The sequence below is a fragment of the Megasphaera intestinihominis genome (assembly GCF_040096415.1).
In the GTDB taxonomy this organism is placed as follows: Bacteria; Bacillota; Negativicutes; order Veillonellales; family Megasphaeraceae; genus Megasphaera; species Megasphaera intestinihominis.
In genome coordinates this window covers 35,324-57,276 of record NZ_JBBMEU010000006.1, presented here as the reverse complement: position 1 = coordinate 57,276, position 21,953 = coordinate 35,324, and the positions used below count along the sequence as shown (strand labels likewise).

General features: G+C 55.0%; 17 protein-coding genes and 1 other annotated feature. Of the genes, 16 read left to right on the top strand and 1 reads right to left on the bottom strand.

What is annotated here, in order from left to right:
* From WMO23_RS02045 to rnhB, 9 genes are all read left to right on the top strand, one after another.
* The coding region (locus WMO23_RS02045) for a glycosyl hydrolase family 18 protein (RefSeq protein WP_349173146.1) at window positions 1–1,463 on the top strand (1,463 nt) is incomplete at its 5' end.
* Window positions 1,464–1,550: 87 nt separating this feature from the next.
* Window positions 1,551–4,031, top strand: coding sequence for a leucine--tRNA ligase (leuS, locus tag WMO23_RS02040; protein ID WP_020310464.1), 2,481 nt, complete (start codon window positions 1,551–1,553; stop codon window positions 4,029–4,031).
* Between the two features lie 245 nt (window positions 4,032–4,276).
* Window positions 4,277–4,891, top strand: a complete 615-nt coding sequence (locus WMO23_RS02035) for an NUDIX hydrolase (protein WP_020310463.1) — start codon at window positions 4,277–4,279, stop codon at window positions 4,889–4,891.
* Between the two features lie 348 nt (window positions 4,892–5,239).
* Window positions 5,240–6,391 (top strand): acyl-CoA dehydrogenase, encoded by a 1,152-nt coding sequence (locus WMO23_RS02030; protein WP_020723925.1) that lies wholly within the window; start codon window positions 5,240–5,242, stop codon window positions 6,389–6,391.
* A 72-nt stretch (window positions 6,392–6,463) separates the two neighbouring features.
* A complete protein-coding gene (locus WMO23_RS02025) occupies window positions 6,464–7,276 on the top strand; it encodes an electron transfer flavoprotein subunit beta/FixA family protein (protein ID WP_020310462.1) in 813 nt (270 codons plus the stop codon).
* Between the two features lie 20 nt (window positions 7,277–7,296).
* Complete coding sequence (locus WMO23_RS02020) at window positions 7,297–8,313, top strand: electron transfer flavoprotein subunit alpha/FixB family protein (RefSeq protein WP_292281703.1); 1,017 nt, start codon at window positions 7,297–7,299, stop codon at window positions 8,311–8,313.
* Between the two features lie 297 nt (window positions 8,314–8,610).
* Window positions 8,611–8,825: a binding site (T-box leader), on the top strand.
* 36 nt (window positions 8,826–8,861) lie between these two features.
* Window positions 8,862–10,769 carry a threonine--tRNA ligase gene (gene thrS / locus WMO23_RS02015; RefSeq protein ID WP_292260345.1) on the top strand — a complete coding sequence of 636 codons (1,908 nt, stop codon included), beginning with the start codon at window positions 8,862–8,864 and terminating at the stop codon, window positions 10,767–10,769.
* Between the two features lie 139 nt (window positions 10,770–10,908).
* Window positions 10,909–11,772, top strand: a complete 864-nt coding sequence (ylqF, locus tag WMO23_RS02010; RefSeq protein ID WP_020310459.1) for a ribosome biogenesis GTPase YlqF — start codon at window positions 10,909–10,911, stop codon at window positions 11,770–11,772.
* A 2-nt stretch (window positions 11,773–11,774) separates the two neighbouring features.
* A complete protein-coding gene (gene rnhB, locus WMO23_RS02005) occupies window positions 11,775–12,563 on the top strand; it encodes a ribonuclease HII (protein WP_292105960.1) in 789 nt (262 codons plus the stop codon).
* On the opposite strand, the gene WMO23_RS02000 is transcribed toward rnhB, so the two are convergent.
* Window positions 12,555–13,508 carry a magnesium transporter CorA family protein gene (locus WMO23_RS02000; RefSeq protein WP_020310458.1) on the bottom strand — a complete coding sequence of 318 codons (954 nt, stop codon included), beginning with the start codon at window positions 13,506–13,508 and terminating at the stop codon, window positions 12,555–12,557. The genes rnhB and WMO23_RS02000 overlap by 9 nt on opposite strands.
* Window positions 13,509–13,754: 246 nt before the next feature.
* Here WMO23_RS02000 and smc point away from each other — a divergent pair, with 246 nt between their 5' ends.
* The 7 genes from smc (at window position 13,755) to WMO23_RS01965 (ending at window position 21,942) form a co-directional block, all read left to right on the top strand.
* On the top strand, window positions 13,755–17,309 hold the full coding sequence (gene smc, locus WMO23_RS01995; protein ID WP_020723922.1) for a chromosome segregation protein SMC: 3,555 nt from the start codon (window positions 13,755–13,757) through the stop codon (window positions 17,307–17,309).
* A gap of 2 nt (window positions 17,310–17,311) precedes the next feature.
* Window positions 17,312–18,256 (top strand): signal recognition particle-docking protein FtsY, encoded by a 945-nt coding sequence (gene ftsY, locus WMO23_RS01990; RefSeq protein WP_020310457.1) that lies wholly within the window; start codon window positions 17,312–17,314, stop codon window positions 18,254–18,256.
* Window positions 18,257–18,267: 11 nt separating this feature from the next.
* Window positions 18,268–18,732, top strand: a complete 465-nt coding sequence (locus WMO23_RS01985; protein WP_020723921.1) for a NanQ anomerase/TabA/YiaL family protein — start codon at window positions 18,268–18,270, stop codon at window positions 18,730–18,732.
* A gap of 14 nt (window positions 18,733–18,746) precedes the next feature.
* Window positions 18,747–19,559, top strand: coding sequence for a hydroxyethylthiazole kinase (gene thiM, locus WMO23_RS01980; RefSeq protein ID WP_020310454.1), 813 nt, complete (start codon window positions 18,747–18,749; stop codon window positions 19,557–19,559).
* Window positions 19,552–20,055, top strand: coding sequence for an energy coupling factor transporter S component ThiW (gene thiW, locus WMO23_RS01975; protein ID WP_020310453.1), 504 nt, complete (start codon window positions 19,552–19,554; stop codon window positions 20,053–20,055). Before thiM ends, thiW begins: the two co-directional genes overlap by 8 nt.
* A 121-nt stretch (window positions 20,056–20,176) precedes the next feature.
* The gene (locus tag WMO23_RS01970) at window positions 20,177–20,767 is read left to right on the top strand and encodes a TetR/AcrR family transcriptional regulator (RefSeq protein WP_020310452.1); all 591 of its coding nucleotides are present in this window, start codon (window positions 20,177–20,179) and stop codon (window positions 20,765–20,767) included.
* 2 nt (window positions 20,768–20,769) lie between these two features.
* Complete coding sequence (locus WMO23_RS01965) at window positions 20,770–21,942, top strand: efflux RND transporter periplasmic adaptor subunit (RefSeq protein ID WP_292107327.1); 1,173 nt, start codon at window positions 20,770–20,772, stop codon at window positions 21,940–21,942.
* Window positions 21,943–21,953 lie beyond the last annotated feature (11 nt).

The window sequence follows — 21,953 nt, the reverse complement described above, 5'->3', positions numbered from 1 at the left end:
CTGACTGCTCGTCCTGGCAGAACGAAAACGTCCAGCTGACTCTGCCAGGACGAGCAGTCAGCGGCGGCCGGACCATCAATATCCGCCATGTCCGCCGTCCCCTGGGCATCAGCTACGTCCTGGGCAACGGGACGACAGAAAAGAACGAACTCCTGCCGCCATCCCAGCCCGTCCATACGGTACCGGAACTCCGCCAGGTACAGGACGCAGTACCGGCAGCGGCTAAGGAAGGGAAGATGGGGACCGTCCTCTTTTGGGACCCTGTCATGAAGGAAGACGCCAGCCTGCCGTCTTTGCAGACCCGTCAGCCCGTCATGTCGCCCTGTGCTTTCCGCCTGACGGAAAGCGGCGTCGAACTGCGCAATCCCGACTTCGATATGCTGGCTTCGACGTATACCAGCAAGGGATACGTTATGTGGCCTTTGATCGACAACAATTTCAACCCCAAACTGACCCATCAGGTCCTGAGCAACAGCCGTCTCCAGGACACGATGGTCCGCCAGCTCGTCGGCTATGCCTTATTATATGATTTCAAAGGCTATAACATCGACTTTGAAAACGTCAATTACAGCGATAAAGATGCTCTGACGGTTTTTGTGGCCAAACTGTCCCAGGCCTGCCATGCCTATGGTATCCAGCTTTCCATGGATGTCACGCCCGTCTCGGACAGCCCCAACTGGTCCCTGGTCTATGACCGGGCGGCCCTGGCTCCGCATCTCGACTACCTCATGGTCATGGCCTATGACCAGTTCGGCCGGGCCAGCACGACAGCCGGCCCTGTCGCTTCCTATCCCTGGGTCGAACGGGCTGTACAGAATACGATCGATCTCGTACCGCCGTCGAAAGTCCTGCTGGGCATGCCGTTGTACATGCGCTTGTGGTATGAATCCAGCGATGGCCGCGATTTGCCGAAAGACATCCACGACTGGCCGGCTGTCGTCGGCGCACCGCCGGCAAAGGGCGTGAAATACAGCGAGGCCAGAGAAGAAGCAGCTGAAGAAGCGGCTGGGCCGATGCTGGTCCAGGTCGTAACGGCGGAACAGGAAAATGTCCGTCGGGCCAAACAGCCGGTCATCATGCCTGTCGAACTCGATGGGGAAACGTATAAGCGCCGTGTCCTGCCGCGTCGTATCAGGACGGCACCCAAAGCTGCAGCCACGGCTCCGGCGCGCAAGAGCGGCGGCAAGGGCAAGCTCTTCGTCCGCACGTTGACCATGGCCGACAGCGAAGACATCCTCAAGGCCTATAAGGACTATGTCGTCTGGAACGATGATCTGCAGCTCTATTATCTGGAACTGCCGCTGACGACGGGGACCGTCAAGATCTGGTTTGAAGATGAAAAGTCACTGAAAGCCAAAGCCGGCCTGGTCCAGACCTATGGTTTGGGCGGCGCTGCCTTCTGGCGCAAAGGCTTTGAACCGGCACATTTTTGGCAGCGTTTTGCAAAACATGAATTGACTTGACGACGCCCTGCCACTATAATAATACTCAAGACGCTGTAGTACAGTCTGTCTGTATTTTGACTGGGGCAGGATAGGAGGCTCTCACAATTGGAAAAGTATATTCCACAGGAAATAGAAAAGAAATGGCAGCACGTATGGGAAGAAAGTAAATGCGACTGCTGCACCGAAGACAACGGCAAGCCGCCGTACTACGTATTGGAAATGTTCCCGTATCCGTCGGGTAACCTGCACATGGGTCATGTCCGCAATTACACGATTGGTGACGTCATTGCCCGTTATCGCCGCATGAGCGGCTATAACGTCTTGCATCCTATGGGCTATGATGCTTTCGGTATGCCTGCAGAAAACGCAGCTATCAAACACAATATCCCGCCTGCAGAATGGACATACAGCAATATTGAAAACATGACACGCCAGCAGAAAGCCCTGGGCCTGTCGTATGACTGGGACCGCGAAGTTGCTACGTGCCACGAAAAATACTATAAATGGACGCAGTGGATCTTTGAACTGCTCTACAAACGCGGCCTGGCTTACCGCAAAGAAGCTAAAGTCAACTGGTGCGAAAAATGCAACACCGTATTGGCCAACGAACAGGTCATCGAAGGCAAATGCTGGCGCTGCGACACACCGGTCGTCAAAAAGGACTTGAAACAGTGGTTCTTCAAAATCACCGACTACGCAGACCGCCTGCTCGACGATCTGAAACTCCTGCCGGGCTGGCCGGAACGCGTCAAGACCATGCAGAAGAACTGGATCGGCCGCAGCGAAGGCTTGGAATTCAGCTTCGACATTCCCAGCCTGAAGGAAAAAGTCGCCGTCTACACGACGCGTCCTGACACGATTTACGGTGTCACTTTCGTCGTCCTGCCGCCGGAACATCCGCTGGTCCACAAGATTTTGGAAAACAATCCCAAGAAAGCCGAACTGGAAGCATTCTGCGAAAAAGTACGCAATACCAGCGATATCGAACGGACGAGCACGGAATCGGAAAAAGTCGGCATGTATACCGGCATCGACTGCGTCCATCCGCTGACGGGCAAGAGCGTCCAGATTTGGATCACCAACTACGTCCTCTACGATTATGGTACCGGCGCCGTCATGGGCGTACCGACGGGTGACCAGCGTGACTGGATGTTCGCTACGAAATACAACATCCCGAAGATCATCACTTTGCAGCCGAAAGACCACGAACTGAAGCTGGAAGAAATGGACCATGCCTATGAAGACAAGGACGGCGTCCTGGTCAATGCCGGTCCTTTCACGGGCATGGAAATGCATAAAGCCATGAAAGCCATCATCGACTACATGGAAGAAAAAGGACTGGGGAAACGCCGCGTCAACTATCGCCTGCGCGACTGGCTCATTTCCCGTCAGCGCTATTGGGGCGCTCCTATCCCTATCATCTACTGCCCGAAATGCGGCGAACAGCTTGTACCGGAAGACCAGCTGCCGGTCAAGCTGCCGGAAGACGTCAAGTTCACGGCTGGCGCCGTATCGCCGCTGGCTACGAGCGAACACTTCGTCCACTGCACGTGCCCGAAATGCGGCGGCCCGGCTACGCGTGAAACGGATACCATCGATACCTTCGTCTGCTCGTCGTGGTACTATCTCCGCTATACCGATGCCCGCAATGATGAAAAAGCCTGGGATCCGAAGAAAGCCAACCATTGGATGAACGTCGACCAGTATATCGGCGGCATCGAACACGCCATCCTGCACCTCATGTATTCCCGTTTCTTCATGAAGGTCTTCTATGACGCCGGCCTGGTCAACAATGTCGAACCTTTCGAACGCCTGCTGACACAGGGCATGGTCCTCCTCGACGGCAGCAAGATGAGTAAGTCCAAGGGCAACATCGTATCGCCGGAAGAAATCATCGCCAAATACGGCGCCGATACGGCCCGCCTGTTCATCCTCTTCGCGGCTCCGCCCGAACGCGACCTGGCCTGGTCTGACCAGGGCGTCGAAGGCTCTTACCGCTTCCTCAACCGCGTATGGCGCATTGTCCATCAGTTCCAGGACTTGGTCAAAGACGGCCTTGAAGGGACGGACTATACGGAAGCCGAAAAAGAACTGCGTTTCCAGGAATTCAAAGCCATTGCCAAGGTCACAGAAGACGTCCGCGGCACAGACGGCAACTACGGCCTCAATACGGCTGTCAGCTCGATCATGGAATATGTTAACGCCATGCATGGCTATGTCGGCGCTAACAAGACCATCCACAAGGCCGTTGCCCTGGAAGCCAACAAGAACCTGCTCAAGCTCCTGGCTCCCTTCACACCGCATATTACGGAAGAACTCTGGCAGAAATGCGGCTTTGAAGGCAGCGTCCATGCCCAGGATTGGCCGGAAGTCGACAAATCGGCTCTCGTCGTCGATGAAATCGAACTGCCTGTCCAGATCAACGGCAAAGTACGCGACCGCCTGACCGTAGCCGTCGACATCGACAAAGATGCCTTGCAGGAAAAAGTCCTGGCTTTACCGCACATCCAGGAATTCATCGGCGATAAGAAAGTAGTCAAATTCATCGTCGTACCGAAGAAAATCATCAACATCGTCATAAAATAAGTAGAGGCTCGCACGTGACGAGCCCGCCGGCCGCAGTTCGCAGTTTTGCCTCCCCTGATAGGGGAGGTGGCCTGAAAGGCCGGAGAGGTTGGGGTTAGCTATAAGCTGATGGCTAGCCACTGACAACTAACAGATATGGGCGCCCCGCGTGGCGCCCCTACAGTAAAAGGGCTTGTCGAAGTACGACAAGCCCTTTTACTTTGTACTTCTTTGAACTTAGTCTTTTCCTCAGAAAGGAGCCTTGTATGAAAGCATTTAAGCCATGGCCGGACCGTATCGTCCGCCAGAACACCTGTATGAATACGCGGGCTTGTGCCGTCTTAGTGCCGATTATCTACAAAGACGGGGAAGAACAGGCCGTGTTTGAAGTGCGCAGCAGCAAGCTGGGCTGGCAGCCTGGCGACGTCTGCTTCCCCGGCGGCCGCATCGACGACGGCGACGACAGCGCTCTGGAAGCGGCCCTGCGGGAGACGAAGGAGGAACTCGGCGTCGACCCATCCCATATCCACGTCTGGGGCCCCCTGGACTACATGGAATCACCTGTAGGCGTCACCGTATGGCCCTTTGCCGCCTATATGGATACAGATGACTTCGTCCTCAACCGGGGCGAAGTGGACCATACCTTTACGGTCCCTCTGTCCTGGTTCGATGAGCATGAACCGGAAATCGGCCGCGTCGAACTGGCTACCCGGCCGGCACCGGGCTTTCCCAAGGGCCTGGATATTTCCCATCAGACAGGCTGGAAACAGCGCCGGACGTATAACGTCAAGATTTATACGTATGAAAATTATAAAATCTGGGGAATTACGGCACACATCCTTGACAACTTCCGGGGTATCCGTGCTATAATACAACCGTAAGCTTTCCTTAATATTTGTAACCAGTATAGTTAGGTATACGTACAAAAGCGTATACGGAAAAGCAAGGCGTACTCTGTCAAGAAGATTTTAATCTTTTTGCCTCCATTAGTACAAAAAAGTCTTGTTAAAGTTTTAGGATGAGAAAATGGAATAGTGATATTGTGCTTTATAGGCTTTTTGCTATTGATTTAACATGTGAAAAGTTGTACAATGCATTTGTAAGCACTGAGACGGTGTGAATATATATCCAGACAGAATTTACTGTAAGGAAATGTATCGCCTCGATGTTCAGGTTTTTATCTTATGGCTTTACTAAACTAACTATACACTAAGGAGAGTGGAAACATCATGGATTTTAACTTAACAGATATTCAACAGGACTTCTTAAAACTCGCTCATGATTTCGGCGAAAAGAAATTAGCTCCGACCATTACGGAACGCGACCACAAAGGTATTTATGACAAAGACCTTATTGATGAACTGCTCAGCCTCGGTATTACCGGCGCTTACTTCGAAGAAAAATACGGCGGTTCCGGCGATGACGGCGGCGACGTTTTGAGCTACATCCTCGCTGTTGAAGAATTGGCTAAATACGACGCTGGTGTTGCTATCACCCTGTCGGCAACGGTTTCCCTTTGCGCTAACCCGATTTGGCAGTTCGGTACAGAAGCTCAGAAAGAAAAATTCCTCGTTCCTTTGGTTGAAGGTACTAAACTCGGTGCTTTCGGCTTGACCGAACCGAACGCTGGTACTGATGCTTCCGGCCAGCAGACTGTTGCTGTTAAGAACGACGACGGCACATACACGCTGAACGGCTCCAAGATTTTCATCACCAACGGCGGCGCTGCTGATATCTACATCATCTTCGCTATGACCGACAAGAGCAAAGGCAACCACGGCATTACAGCCTTCATCCTCGAAGACGGCATGCCTGGCTTCACTTTCGGTAAGAAAGAAGACAAGATGGGCATCCATACTTCGCAGACCATGGAACTCGTATTCCAGGACGTCAAAGTTCCGGCTGAAAACATGCTCGGCGAAGAAGGCAAAGGCTTCAAGATCGCTATGATGACTTTGGACGGCGGCCGTATCGGCGTTGCTGCTCAGGCTCTCGGCATTGCAGAAGCTGCACTGGCAGATGCTGTTGAATACTCCAAACAGCGTGTACAGTTCGGCAAACCGCTCTGCAAATTCCAGTCCATTTCCTTCAAACTGGCTGACATGAAGATGCAGATCGAAGCTGCCCGTAACCTCGTTTACAAAGCTGCTTGCAAGAAACAGGAAGGTAAACCCTTCACCGTTGATGCTGCTATCGCAAAACGCGTTGCTTCCGATGTTGCTATGCGCGTAACGACAGAAGCAGTCCAGATCTTCGGCGGCTATGGCTACAGCGAAGAATATCCGGTTGCTCGTCACATGCGCGATGCTAAGATCACTCAGATCTACGAAGGCACGAACGAAGTTCAGCTCATGGTTACAGGCGGTGCTCTGTTAAGATAAGTGAAGTTTATGATGCAGGCTTGGCATCAGCCAAGCCTGTTACATAAAAAAGATTTTAGGAGGCAAACGTAAATGGAAATATTGGTATGTGTCAAACAAGTTCCGGACACAGCAGAAGTTAAGATTGACCCCGTAAAACATACCGTCATTCGTGCTGGTGTTCCTAACATTTTTAACCCCTTCGACCAGAATGCTCTGGAAGCAGCTCTTCAGATGAAAGATGCTGACAAAGACGTAAAGATTACGTTACTCTCGATGGGTCCTGATCAGGCAAAAGACGTTCTTCGTGAAGGCCTCGCAATGGGCGCTGACGATGCATATCTTCTGTCCGACCGCAAACTCGGTGGTTCCGACACGTTAGCTACGGGCTATGCTTTGGCACAGGCTATCAAAAAAATAGCTGCTGACAAAGGTATCGAACAGTTCGATATCATCCTTTGCGGCAAACAGGCTATCGACGGCGATACCGCTCAGGTTGGCCCGCAGATCGCTTGCGAACTCGGTATTCCTCAGATTACGTATGCCCGCGACATCAAAGTCGAAGGCAACAAAGTTACTGTTCAGCAGGAAAACGAAGAAGGCTACATCGTAACGGAAGCTAACTTCCCGGTATTGATTACCGCTGTTAAAGACTTGAACGAACCGCGTTTCCCGACCATTCGTGGCACCATGAAAGCAAAACGCCGCGAAATCCCGAATTTGGACGCTGCTGCTGTTGCAGCTGATGACGCTCAGATCGGTTTGTCTGGCTCTCCGACTAAAGTCCGCAAGATTTTCACACCGCCTCAGAGATCCGGTGGTCTCGTTCTCAAAGTTGAAGATGACAACGAACAGGCAATCGTCGACCAGATTATGGAAAAACTGGTTGCCCAGAAAATCATTTAATCTAAGGAGGAACAGTGAAAATGGATTTAGCAGAATATAAAGGCATTTATGTAATTGCTGAACAGTTTGAAGGCAAATTACGTGATGTATCTTTCGAATTGTTGGGCCAGGCTCGCATCTTGGCTGACACCATCGGCGACGAAGTCGGTGCAATCCTCATTGGTAAAGACGTAAAACCGTTGGCTCAGGAACTCATCGCTCACGGTGCTCATAAGGTATTCGTATATGATGATCCTCAGCTCGAACATTACAATACGACGGCTTATGCAAAAGTTATTTGCGATTTCTTCCATGAAGAAAAACCGAACGTATTCCTCGTTGGCGCTACCAACATCGGCCGTGACCTCGGCCCGCGTGTCGCTAACTCCTTGAAGACTGGCCTCACCGCTGACTGCACACAGCTCGGCGTTGACGACGACAAGAAGACCATCGTATGGACCCGTCCGGCTCTCGGCGGCAACATCATGGCTGAAATCATCTGCCCGGACAACCGTCCGCAGATGGGTACTGTCCGCCCGCACGTCTTCAAAAAACCGGAAGCAGATCCTTCTGCAACTGGCGAAGTTATCGAAAAGAAAGCTAACCTCTCCGATGCTGACTTCATGACCAAATTCGTCGAACTCATCAAATTGGGCGGCGAAGGCGTTAAAATCGAAGACGCTGACGTTATCGTTGCTGGCGGCCGTGGCATGAACGGTGAAGAATCGTTCAAGACCGGTATCCTCAAAGAATGCGCAGACGTCCTCGGCGGCGCTGTTGGTGCATCCCGTGCAGCTGTTGACGCTGGCTGGATCGATGCTCTCCATCAGGTTGGCCAGACTGGTAAAACAGTTGGTCCGAAGATCTACATTGCATGCGCTATTTCCGGTGCTATCCAGCATTTGGCAGGCATGACTGGTTCTGACTGCATCATCGCCATCAACAAAGACGAAGATGCTCCGATTTTCAAAGTCTGCGACTATGGTATCGTAGGCGATGTCTTCAAAGTTCTCCCGCTCCTCACGGAAGCTATCAAGAAACAGAAAGGCATTGCATAAGTTATCTAACCGTGCATAATCAAAAGGTCTATCGCTATGCGATAGACCTTTTTTGCTACTGGCAGCTGGCCGTTAGTGTCTGACCACTAGTTCGTAGGGGTTCGCACGTGGCGAACCCGTTTCAGCATATGTGTGGTTTCCTATTCAAGTTGCTAGAAACATCATACAAATACTTGGCGGGGCGCCCACGGGCGACCCCTACAAACTCAAAAAGAGGCTGTCGCTTTAAGACAGCCTCTTTTCTCTCTTGACAACCCCCATTTCCTGCCGTATAATTTATGCATACATAGAGATATGTAAGATGCTTTGAAAAGGACAACACTTGATAGCTCCTTTATTACAGAGAGAGGCACGATGGTGAGAGTGCTTTATAAAGTCTGGCAAGTTACCGCCTTGGAGCAGGATTCCCGAAGTAAGTAGGGGGTCCCGGCCGCCCCGTTATCGCGCTTGAGTACATCGGGTTTTCCGGTGAACTAGGGTGGAACCACGTGAGTTATGCTCTCGTCCCTTGAGGACGAGAGCTTTTTTTATTAAGGAGGATGTTTGTAATGGCAGAATTAGTATTAAAAGACGGAAGCAAAAAACAGTTTCCCGATGGCATCTCTCTTGCCGAAGCTGTCAAACAGCTCAGCAACAGTCTTGCAAAGAAAGTATTAGTCGCAAAGGTAAACGGTGAAGTCACGGACCTCCGCGAAACCATTGTCGACGGCTCGACCGTTGAATTCCTCACCTTCGCCGACCAGGAAGGGAAAGATACGCTCCGCCATACAGCATCTCATGTCATGGCACAGGCTATCCAGCACCTCTTCCCGGGCGTCAAGTTCGCCATTGGCCCGTCCATTGAAAACGGCTTCTACTACGACCTCGACACAGAACACCGTTTCACACAGGAAGACTTTGCTGCCATTGAAGCTGAAATGGCTAAGATCGTCAAAGAAAACCTTCCCATTACCAAAGAAGTCTTGTCCCGTGCCGACGCTTTGAAACTCTTCAAAGACGCTGGCCAGGATTATAAAGTAGAACTCATCGAAGACCTTCCGGAAGATGCCGTCATCTCCATCTACCGCCAGGGCGACTTCGTCGACCTCTGTGCCGGCCCGCACTGCGCTTCGACCGGTGCCGTCAAGGCCTTCAAGCTGCGCACCGTTGCCGGTGCTTACTGGCGCGGCGATGAACACAACAAGATGCTCCAGCGTATTTACGGGACCGCTTTTGAAAAGAAATCGGAACTCGATGAATACCTGAAGATGATGGAAGAAGCTGAAAAGCGCGACCATCGTAAACTGGGCAAACAGCTCGACCTGTTCAGCTTCCACGAAGAAGGCCCGGGCTTCCCGTTCTTCCATCCCAAGGGAATGATCCTGCGCAACAACTTGCTTAAATTCTGGCATGAACTCCATGATGAAGCCGATTACGACGAAATCATGACCCCGATGATCCTCAACCGTCACCTCTGGGAACAGTCCGGCCACTGGGATCACTACCGCGACAACATGTATTTCACGACTATCGATGAACAGCCTTACGCCATCAAACCGATGAACTGCCCGGGCGGCATCCTGGTCTATAAGAGTAACGTCCACAGCTACCGCGACTTCCCGATGCGCATGGCTGAACTCGGCCTGGTCCATCGCCATGAACTCCATGGGGCCCTCCACGGCCTGTTCCGCGTCCGCTGCTTCACTCAGGACGATGCTCACATCTTCATGCTGCCGAGCCAGATGAAAGAAGAAATCTCCGGCGTCATGGACCTCTTCGACAAGGCTTACAAACAGTTCGGCCTGGAATATCACGTCGAATTGTCCACTCGTCCGGAAGACTCCATGGGCTCCGACGAAATCTGGGAACTGGCTACCAAGACCTTGCATGATGTCATCGAAGAACGCCACATCCCGTACGTCATCAACGAAGGCGACGGCGCATTCTACGGCCCGAAACTGGACTTCCACCTGAAAGACTCCATCGGCCGTACCTGGCAGTGCGGTACTATCCAGCTCGACATGCTCATGCCGGAACGCTTCGATATGACCTATATCGGCGAAGATGGCCAGAAACATCGCCCGGTCATGGTACATCGTGCCTGCTTCGGCAGTATCGAACGCTTCCTGGGCATCATCACCGAAAACTATGCCGGTGCTTTCCCGGTATGGCTGGCTCCGGTCCAGATCAAGTTCCTGCCCATCTCCGACAAACACCTGGCTTACTGCAAAGACCTGGCTAAGAAGTTCAAGAAATTGGGCATCCGCGTCGAAGTCGATGAAAGCAGCGAAAAGATCGGCTACAAGATCCGCAAGGCTCAGATGGAAAAAGTTCCTTACATGGCTGTCGTCGGCGATAAAGAAATGGAAAACGGCACCCTCGGCCTGCGCGACCGCTCCAAAGGCGATTTAGGCGCCAAACCGATCGACGAAGTCGTCGCCCACATCCAGAAACTCACCGAAACAAGAGAAGGCTAATAGCGTGAGTTTGTAGTTTGCAGTTAGAAGTTTTAAAATAAAGCCATCTACTAAAAACTAACAACTAGCCACTAACAACTAAAAAGGGCTTGTCGTCGTTCGACAAGCCCTTTTTTCTCATCACCAAAGGAGATTCACTATGATAATCAACTGGTATCCCGGCCACATGGCCAAGGCCAAGCGCCTTATTCAGGAAAATCTCAAGATCATCGACGTCGTCATCGAACTCGTCGATGCCCGTATCCCTATGAGCAGCACCAATCCCATGATTAAGTCCCTCATCGGCGACAAGCCGTCTGTCGTCGTCCTCAACAAGGCCGACCTGGCCGACCCGGCCGTCCTCGACGAATGGGTGGCCTATTACAAGCAGCAGGGCCGCAAAGTCCTGGCCCTGAACAGCAAAGGCGGCAAAGGGGTGAAACAGCTCATTTCCCTGGTCCGCTCCCTGGCAGCGCCGAAGCTGGCCCGCTGGAAGGCCCGGGGCCTCAAGAACCGCGCCGTCCGCACCATGATCCTGGGCATTCCTAATGTCGGCAAATCGACGCTCATCAACAAGCTGTCCCGCCGCAGTGCGGCCAAGACGGCCGACAAGCCTGGCGAAACGAAGGGCAAGCAGTGGGTCCACATCGGCGACCAGCTCGACCTCCTGGATACGCCGGGCGTCTTGTGGCCGAAACTGGAAAACCAGGTCAGCGCCTACCGCCTGGCAGCGACAGGGGCCATTTCCGATACGGTCTTCGACATGGAAACGGTCATCATGCAGCTCATCGAACAGTTATCGGCCCAGTACCCTGATGAATTGAAGGCCCGTTATAAACTGGAAACCCTCTGTGACAAGCCGCTGGATACGATCGAAGCCATCGGCCGCAAGCGGGGCTGTATCGTTTCCGGCGGCGTCGTCGACCTGGAAAAGACGTACAAGCTCATCCTCAAGGAATTCCGCGAAGGCAAAATCGGCGCCATCTCCCTGGACCGGCTGGGCGAATGGGAAGGGGAGGACTGACCATGGACATCGAGAAACTCCGCGTCGCCGACCTCAAGGCCCGCCTGGCCGCTGGCGGTGACGTCCAGGACCTCCTGGCAGCCATGAAAGAAGACGGCCGCGTGTCGGTCCGCAAGCTGGCTGCCGCCTATATGCGCCAGAAAATCCGGGAAGAAGCCGAACGGGAACGGGTCCTGCACATGTATGCCCAGGAAACGGCTTACTACAACCAAGGGCTGTACCACGTAGCCGGCATCGACGAAGCCGGCCGCGGCCCGGCTGCCGGTCCGGTCATGGTAGCCGCCGTCATCCTGCCGCCCTACTGGGAATGTCCCGGCCTCAATGACAGCAAAAAAGTCCCGCCGGCCAAGCGGGACGTCCTCTATGATAAAATTATGGCCGAAGCCGTTGCCGTATCCTGTGTGGCCAAGTCGGAAAAAGAAATCGACGAACTCGATATTTACCACGCCACCATGCAGGGCATGTACGACGCCGTGAACGGCCTGGCCGTGCCGGCTGAAGCCGTCCTGGTCGATGCCATGCCTCTTCGGGAACTGACCGTGCCCCATAAGTCCCTGGTCCACGGCGACGCCCTGAGCGCGTCCATCGCCGCCGCTTCGATCATCGCCAAAGTCACGCGTGACCGCCTCATGGTCGAATACGACAAAAAATATCCCCAGTACGGCTTTGCCGTGCACAAGGGATATTTGACGAAAATGCATATGGAAGCGTTGCAAAAATACGGGCCCTGTCCCATTCACCGCCGCTCTTTTGAACCGATAAAGAGCATGGTGAAGGGCCTTTCAGAATAAATCCTTCCGCCAGAGCATGATGACGGCGACGACGGTGCAGAACATGGCGATGCCTACGACGTAATAGAAGCCGGCTGTCGTGTCCTGGAAGGGGACGGGGACGTTGATGCCCCACAGGCTGAAGATGATCGTCGGGACGGCCAGCATGATTGTAATGGAAGCCAGGAATTTCATGACCAAGTTCAGGTTGTTGGAAATGATGGATGCAAAGGTATCGGACATATTCATGAGGATGTTGGAATACATCTCGACCATTTCGATAGCCTGCTTGTTTTCGATGATGACATCTTCCAGGAGGTCTTCGTCTTCTTCATACATCTTGATGAGGTGGTGGAGCGACGTATTGCGGCGCAGGCGCATGAGCCGTTCCATGACGATGCCATTGCTGCGCAGGGCCGACGTGAAGTACGTCAAGGATTTCTGTAATTCCAGGAGCAGGAAGAATTCCTTGTTGCGCATGGAATGGCGCAGGATTTCCTCGATGTCATCGGTCCGGCGGTTGATCTGCATCAAGTAGCGCAGGAACAGCGTCGCCGAACGGTACAGGATCTGGAATAAGAAACGCGTCTTCTTGAATGTATAGAACAGAGGATACTTATTCTCCGTAAAGGCGCGCATGACTTCTGTTTCTTGAATACAGAGGGTGATGATGAAGTCCGGTGTAATGAAAATGCCCAGGGGCAAGGTGTCATAACTGTCCGTTTCCAAGATGATCGGGATGTTGATGACGACAAAGATGTAGTTATCTTCGATTTCGACGTGGGAACGTTCTTCCGTGTCCAAGGCGGTTTTCAGAACATCAGTGGGGATTTCCGTGACCATGGATACGAGCTGTAAATCTTCGGAATCGGGATTTACGACGTGGATCCAGGATCCTTTTTCAGCCGATGCCAGGGAAATGTTGTCTTCCAGATGGCCGTTGCTGTGCTTATAAACTTGAATCATTACGGTACTCTCCCTTTCTGCAGAATGAGGGCCTTCAAACCTAAATTCTAATATAATCCATTAAGACAGGACTTGTCAAGGCTTTCCCTGATATTTTACACAAACTTTGCCCAGCCCTGGCTGGCGACGCCGTGGTGGCGGCAGGCTGGTAATTATGGTATCATTAACTGTACGAGTAAATAAGCAGAACTGCTATGCGGCGCCATACCGTGTCCGTCCGGGCAGTCCACAGAGAGAGTAGAAACTATGCAATTATTGAAAATGGAACTGCGGGGATTCAAGTCCTTTGCAGATAAGACGACCCTGACCTTCGACAAGGGCATTACGGCCATCGTCGGTCCCAATGGCAGCGGCAAGAGCAATATTTCCGATGCCGTCCGCTGGGTCATGGGGGAACAGAATGTCCGCCAGCTGCGGGGGCAGAAGTCGGAAGACATCATCTTTGCCGGGACCCAGACCCGCCGGCCCCAGGGGGCAGCGGAAGTCTCGCTGTACTTCGATAACAGCGACCACGCCTTGGATACGGAATTCACGGAAGTCGTCGTCACGCGGCGCCTCTTCCGCTCCGGCGACAGTGAATACTATATCAACCGCCGGCCGTGCCGCCTGAAAGATATCCATATCCTCTTCGCCGATACGGGTATCGGCCAGGACTCTATGGCCGTCATCGGCCAGAACCGCGTCGACCGCATCCTCAACAGCAAGCCCGAAGAGCGGCGGGTCATCTTTGAAGAAGTTGCTGGCATCAGCCGCTTCAAAGGCCGCAAGGCCGACGGCCTGCGCAAGATCGCCGAGACCGAGCGCAACCTGGAGCGCATCCGCGACCTCATGAGCGTCCTCGAAGAGCGGCTGGAACCATTGCAGGAACAGGCAGAAACTCTGCAGAAATTCCGCTGCCTCGACAGCGAGCGCCTGGCCTATGAAGGGACCGTGACCTTGCAGGAACTGCGCAACAGCGAACGCCTCCTGGCCAAAGCCGAGAACAGCCGCATGACGGCGGCGACAGAAGAAGAAAAGGCCGCCCAGGAACTGGCAGCGGCCGAGGGAAAACGCAAGGCCCTGTTGGAGGTCATGGCGGCAGACGACGAAAAACTGCGCCGCCTCGATGAAGAAGCCATGGCCGTCCACAACGAGCTGGACAGCCTCGTCCACCGCCGTGAAGCCTGCCGGCAGCGGCAGGCCGAACTGGCCGAGAACGAATCCCAGGCCGCTGACGACGCCGCTCAGCTGCAGCAGCGCCAGGCAGCCTGGCAGGAACAAAAAGAAACCCTGCAGGCCCAGAAGGACCAGAAAGCAGCTGAACTGGCTGCGGCTCAGAAGGCTTTAGCCCTGACTCAGACCCTGTTCGGCCAGGCCGAAGCCAAGGCCGAAGCGGCAGCAAAGGCCCTGCAGGAGCGGGTCGACGCCAACTCCAAGCGCAGCCGCGACGCTTTCATGCTGCGCCGGGACAGTGAAGACCTGCGCCGCCGCCTGGAAGAAAATGAAGCCGCCTGCCAGCAGGCCCTGAAGCAGTGGGAAGACAAGAAGCAGACCCTGACAGCGGCAGAAGCCCGCCATGAGGAAGCCCAGGCCCAACAGGAAGCGTGCCAGAAAAAAGCCGCCGCCTTTGAAAAGCAGGCCGCCTCGCTGCGACAGACGGCTCAGGAAAAGGGCCAGCGCCTGAAAAAAGGAGAAGACGAATACCGCCGCCTGCGCGGCGATGTCGACGCCGCCTCCCAGCGCATGCGCGTCCTCCAGAGCATGGAACAGGAACATGAAGGCCTGGGACGGGCGGTCAAAGTCGTCCTGACAGCCAGCCAGCCCTGGCGCAGCCGGCTGTGCGGCGCCGTCGGCGAACTCTGCCAGATCCCATCGCGCTTTGCCGTCGCCATCGACGTCGCCCTGGGCGGTGCCGTCCGTTACGTCGTCGCCGAAGACGAAAGGGCGGCCAAACAGGCTATTTCGTATTTAAAAGACAGAAAAGCCGGCCGGACGACCTTCCTGCCCCTGGATACCCTGCGCAGCCGGCAGCGGACAGCCGATGAAGAACAGGCTGCCGGCGAACCGGGCATGCTCGGCTTCGCCTCCGATGCTATTTCTTATGATGCTAAATATGAGAAGGTCTTTTCATCCCTCTTAGGGCGGACCCTCCTGGCCGATACCATGGATACGGGCTCGGCTGTGGCCCGGAAATACGGCCATCGCCTGCGCATCGTCTGCCTCGACGGGACGCAGTTCAACGCCGGCGGCTCCCTGACCGGCGGCAGCGCCCGCAATCAGGAAGGTTCCCTCATCAGCCGGCGGGCGCTGCTGCAGGAATTGCAGGAGACCTGCCGCCGTGGCCAGCAGCGTCTGGAAACCCTGGCCGCTGAGGGCCGGGAACTGCGCCGGCAGGCCGAAGAATCTGCCCGGGAACTGGCCCAGGCCGAAGACCATTGGCGCAAAGCCAGCCAGGCTGCGGAACAGGCCCGCTGGCAGGGCGGTCAGGAAGAGAAGGGCCTGGCCGATATCCGCCAGGCCCTGGCTGATTTTGACCAGCGCGTCGAAGCCTTGGAAAAGGAACGGGCCGACATGCAGGCCCGGCTGGTCGCCAAGGAAGCCGCCCTGGCCGATATGGAAACGGGGCCGGCCGCCGATGTCCAGCAATGGCAGGACGCCTGTGATGCTGCCAAGGCCGAAGCCGCCCAGTGCCGCCAGACCTTGACGGAAAGGCAGATTGCCGTAGCCAAACTGACAGAACAGGCCAGCCATGGCGACGACCAGCTGCGCCAGCATGACAAATGGCAGCAGGAACTGACGGTACAGGAACAGGCCCTGGCCCAGCGCCGCCAGGATTTGCGCCGCCGCCAGGAAGAAGCGGCCCGCCTGTTGACAGAACTGTCGAAAAATATTACCTTGAAAGAAGCCGATACGGTCCGCTGCGACCAGGCCAAAGAGGCTTTTTATCAGACCCGCAATGAGTCTTTGAAACAGAGCCAGGACCTGGATGGTGTCGTCGACGACCTGCGCCGGCGCCATCAGGATTGGCAGCAGCGCTGCAACGCTGCCGACATCCAGCGGGAAAAATACAAGAGCGATATCAGCCATCATGAAGAACGGCTGGCCATGCAGGGCCTGAGCCGCCAGGAAGCCATGGAGCGCCGCCGCGAAGGCTCGCTGAAAGAGCTCCACGACAAGGTCGCCTCCCTGAAAGGGCAGATCACAGCCCTGGGGACCATCAACCCGGCAGCTGAAGACGAATACAAGACGGCTCTGGAAAAGCGGGACTTCTACAACCGCCAGTGCGATGACCTGAAAGAATCGCGGGAAAAACTGCGGACTGTCGTCGCTGAAATCGACGCGGCCATGGCCGAACAATTCGCCAAGGCCTTCAAGGAAATCGGTGTCCACTTCCAGGATATCTTCAGCCGTCTCTTCGGCGGCGGTACGGCCCACCTGGCCCTGACCGACAAGGAACATATCCTGGAAGCCGGTGTGGAAATCTATATCCGCCCGCCAGGAAAGAAGCAGCAGTCCCTGACGCTTCTCTCCGGCGGCGAACGGGCCCTGACGGTCATTGCCCTGCTCCTGGCTTTTCTGGCCTATCATCCGGCACCGTTCTGCCTGGTCGACGAAGTCGACGCCGCCCTGGACGAAGCCAATGTCGAACGCATGGCCCGATACCTCAAGAATTACAGCGGTGCGACGCAGTTCATCGTCATCACACACCGCCGCAAGACCATGGAAGCGGCCAATACCCTGTTGGGCGTGACCATGGAAGAAAAAGGCGTATCGCGCCTGCTGACTGTCAAAGTAGATGAATTGTTAAAGGAAGGAACATAACTATGGGATTTTTTTCAAAACTGCGCAAAGGCTTAGAAAAGACGAAACACTCGCTCATCCAGAATATCGAAACCGTCGTCCGCGGCTATGCCAAGATCGACGACGACATGTACGATGACCTGGAAGCGGTCATGCTCACCGGCGATATTGGCGTCGAAACGACGGAATACCTCCTGGACCAGATCCGGACCGGTGTCAAATCGAAGGAAATCAAAGACGGCAACGACGTCGTCCCGTATTTGGAAAAATGCATCGTCGCCCTGCTCAATGAAAACGATGAACCCCTGCCGGAAACAGACGGGCCGCGGGTCATCTTCATCGTCGGCGTCAACGGCGTCGGCAAGACGACGACTATCGGCAAACTGGCCAAGTATTACAAGCAGCAGGGGAAATCGGTCATGCTCGCCGCCGGCGATACCTTCCGTGCGGCAGCGTCGGAACAGCTGACCATCTGGGCGGACCGCGTCGGCGTACCCATCGTCAAGCATCAGGAAGGCGCCGATGCAGCCGCCGTCGTCTTCGATGCCACGGCGTCGGCCAAAGCCAAGGGCATGGATATCCTCCTCGTCGACACGGCCGGCCGCTTGCAGACCAAGTCCAACCTCATGGAAGAATTGCGGAAAATGGCCCGTGTCGCCAGCCGCAACATCGAAGGAGCTCCGCAGGAAACGCTCCTCGTCCTCGATGCCACGACGGGCCAGAATGCCGTCAGCCAGGCCAAACTCTTCGGCGACGTCGTCCCCTTGACGGGCGTCGTCCTGACCAAGCTCGACGGGACGGCCAAAGGTGGCGTCATCTTGTCGGTCAAGCGGGAATTGGGCGTCCCTGTCCGCTGGGTCGGCGTCGGCGAAGGCGTCGACGACCTGCGTCCCTTCGATGCCGCCCAGTTCGCCGATGCCCTGTTCGATAAAAACGTCGCAGCCCGCGAAGCCAGCGACGAAGATTAGGAGGGAATCCCATGTTCGTAGGTAATATTTCCCAGTATGAAAAGGAAAGCCGTTTCCTGCCGGAATATATCCGGCCGTGGATCGAGAAATTGTCTTCCCTGGTCAAGTCGGACTTGAATCCCGGACGCCATACCTTCGATACAGTCAATTACATGAATGTCGATGTCACGGAAACGGCGCCGGCCAGCCAGCGTCTGATGGAAGCCCACCGCGACTACATCGACGTCCAGTACGTCCTCGAAGGCGAAGAGAACATCGGCTGGCAGCCCTTATGCCAGGCCGGCCCTGTCGTCGATGACAGCCGGGCCGACAGCGATGCCTGGTTCTACAATCCCGATGTCGCCGACGATACGGTCATTGCCATGACGCCGGGAACGTATGCCATTTTCACGCCGGCTGACGGCCATCGCTGCCTCTGCGCGCCTGACGGGCAGGGGAAGGCCATCAAGAAGGCCATCCTCAAGCTCCACGTCTAGAAGGGGGGATGAAGATGGAACTTATTCCGGCCGTCGCCAGGGCCCTTGAGGAACTGCGCCGTCAGCGGCCCCTCATTCACCATATCACCAATTTCGTCACCATGACTGACTGCGCCAATGCGACCCTGGCTATCGGCGCGTCGCCGACTATGACCAATGCCGTCGAGGAAGTCGCCGAAATGGCGGCTGCCGCCAGGGCCCTGGTCCTCAACCTGGGGACGCTCCAGGCGTGGACCCTGGAGGCCATGCTGGCAGCCGGTAAATCGGCCGCTGCCCACGGCGTGCCCATCGTCTTCGACCCCGTCGGCGCCGGCGGTACGACCTTCCGCACCCAGGCGGCCCTGCGCCTGCTGGATGAACTGCCTATGGCCGTCATCCGCGGCAACGCGTCGGAAATCACCTGCCTGGCAGCCCATAAGAGCGGCCAGGATTTCGGCGTCGACAGCCGTCTAGGCCCAGCCGACCCGGCCCTGGCTTCGTCCCTGGCCAGCCATCTCGGGACGACCGTCGCCATCACCGGCGCCGTCGATGTCCTTTCCGATGGCTGCCAGACGGCCGAAATCCGCAACGGCTGTCCCCTGCTGACCTATGTGACCGGTACGGGCTGCATGACGACGTCCCTCATCGCCTCCTTTGCCGCCGTGGCCGACCCGTTCACAGCCGCAGCCGGCGGCATCCTGGCCATGGGCATCGGCGGCGAGCTGGCCCTGGCAGGGGAGGGGAAGAATGGGCCGGGGACCTTTCACGCCCGTCTCTTCGATGCCTTTTATCAATTAAATGATGCTATCTTACAAAAATATGGAAAGGTTGTAGTACATCGTGAATAATACTGAACTCAAGAAAATGACAGTGACGGCGATTTTCATCGCCATCGGCGTCCTCCTGGCGCCTTTCGTATCCTTTCCCTTCGGCGGTGCCCGGGTCTTCCCGCTGCAACACCTCATCAATGTCCTCTTGTCGGTCCTCGTGGGCTGGCGCTATTCGACGGCCGGTGCTTTCTGCATTTCATCCATCCGCATTGCAATGGGCGTCGGTACCGTCCTGGCCTATCCCGGCAGCATGATCGGCGCCGCTTTATCCGGCGTTTTGTATAAAAAAACAAATTCCATCTGGGGTGCCGTCATCGGGGAAATCGTCGGGACCGGCCTTCTGGGCGGCCTCATCGCCTATCCTGTCGCCGCTTTCGTCCTCGATTCCAAAGTCGTCGCCTTATGGTTCTTCATCGTTGCCTTTTTGCCCAATACCTGTATTGGTGCGGCCTGTGGTGCTGTTTTATACAAAGTCCTGCCGATTCGGAAATTTGCCGAAGAATTGAGAAAATAATAATATCAACTTGTTTATTGACTTATAAGGTGCTGTATATTAAACTATAAATTGGTACTGAGTTTTATAGTTTGAGTTTCAAAAGTATCACCTTGTATTTTTTTGAGTAGGACGTGTTTACATGACAGAAAATATCCGCGCCAAGATTCTGGCCGAAGCCCTTCGTGAAATCAACCGCCATGGTTCCAATTTCCACATGGACGACTTAGCCCGTAATCTGCGCATCAGCAAGCGGACTTTATACGAAAATTTTTCGTCGAAACAGGAAATCATCGAACAGGCCATCGCCGATTTTACCGATAAGATCTATGCCTATCATCAGCGTATCGTCAGCGATCCGGCCATGACTTGCGAAGCCAAGCTCATCGCTTATTTCGACGTGCCCAGTGACAACTGGCAGGTCCTGTCCGTGCGGAAAACATCGGATCTCCTGGCAAAGATGCCCGGTACTTGTGAACGCTTGCAGTCCCGCTATAAAAAAGACTGGCTCCTTTTGGAACGGCTCCTCGATGAAGCTCAGGAGACAGGAGAATTCAAGCCCTTTGATAAGTTCCTGTTCTTGCGTATCCTGCATAGCGCAGCCGATGACATTATCGATTATTTTAATGATGTCAAACACGATTCCACCTTTAGTGACTATATGAAGCGCTGTATCAACGTCTTGCTTTATGGCATTAAAAATCAGGAATCGAAAGAAATAGGAGGAAAGTGAAGATGATACAAAAACGCAAACTTGCGACGATGAGCGTTACCGTACTCACCATCGCCGCGCTCTTAGCCGGCTGTGGGGCCAACCAAAGTGCGACTAAGGCTCCCGTTGCAGTCAACACGTACAAAGTCGTCGCCGCGGACACGCCGGTCAAGGCCGAGTACAGCGGTACCGTGACGGCAACAGACAAGGTGCCTGTCCGTCCCAAGATTTCCGGCCGTGTCGTAGAAAAATACGTCCAAGGCGGTCAGGAAGTCACGGAAGGGCAGCCGTTGTTCCGCCTCGACAGCCGGACCTATGACGCCGCCCTGGCCCAGGCCAAGGCTACCCAGGCCCAGTCCGAAGCCAATCTGGCCAATCAGCAGCTGAACCTGCGCCGTTACCAGACCCTGGCCAGCCAGGACGCCATCCCGCAGCAGACCGTCACCGACCAGGAAGCGGCTACGCAGCAGCAGCAGGCTGTCGTCGAAGCCAATGCAGCCCAGGTCGACGCTGCTCAGGATAACGTCGACGATACCATTGTCTATGCTCCGTTCAGCGGCAAATTGAACGTCGATGACGTACCTATCGGTACCTTTGCGACGGCCGGTTCGACGGCACTGGTCACCATTTCTTCGACCAATCCGGTCTATGTCGAATTCTCCATCAGTGAAGCCGAATACCTGCAGATGACCAAGCAGGCTGCGGACAACGCCGGCAGCTGGGGCGACCATCTCCTGCTCCGCTTGAGCGACGGCACCATGTATCCTTATGAAGGCCATGTCACCCAGGTCAACCACGGCATGGATGGCAACTCTGGCTCGATCATCGTCAAGGCCGTCTTCGACAATCCGGATAATCTCCTCATCCCAGGCCTCTATGCGACGGTCGTTTCCGATACCCAGATCCAGCGCAATGCGCTGTCCGTACCGCAGCGCGCCGTCCAGCAGACGCTGGGTAAATATTATGTATCCGTCATCGACGGCAATGGCGAAGCCCAGAACCGGGAAGTCACGCCGGGCCAGAAAGTCGGCAAATTCTGGATCATCAACGATGGTCTTCAGGATGGCGATACGATTATCGTCGACGGCTATCAGAAGGCCAAAGGCGCTGCCTTGGACCAGCACCTGCTGACCAAGGCCGATATCGACAACGACAGCTCCGATACGTCGTCGGACACATCATCGTCAAATAGTTAGGAGGCGGGATC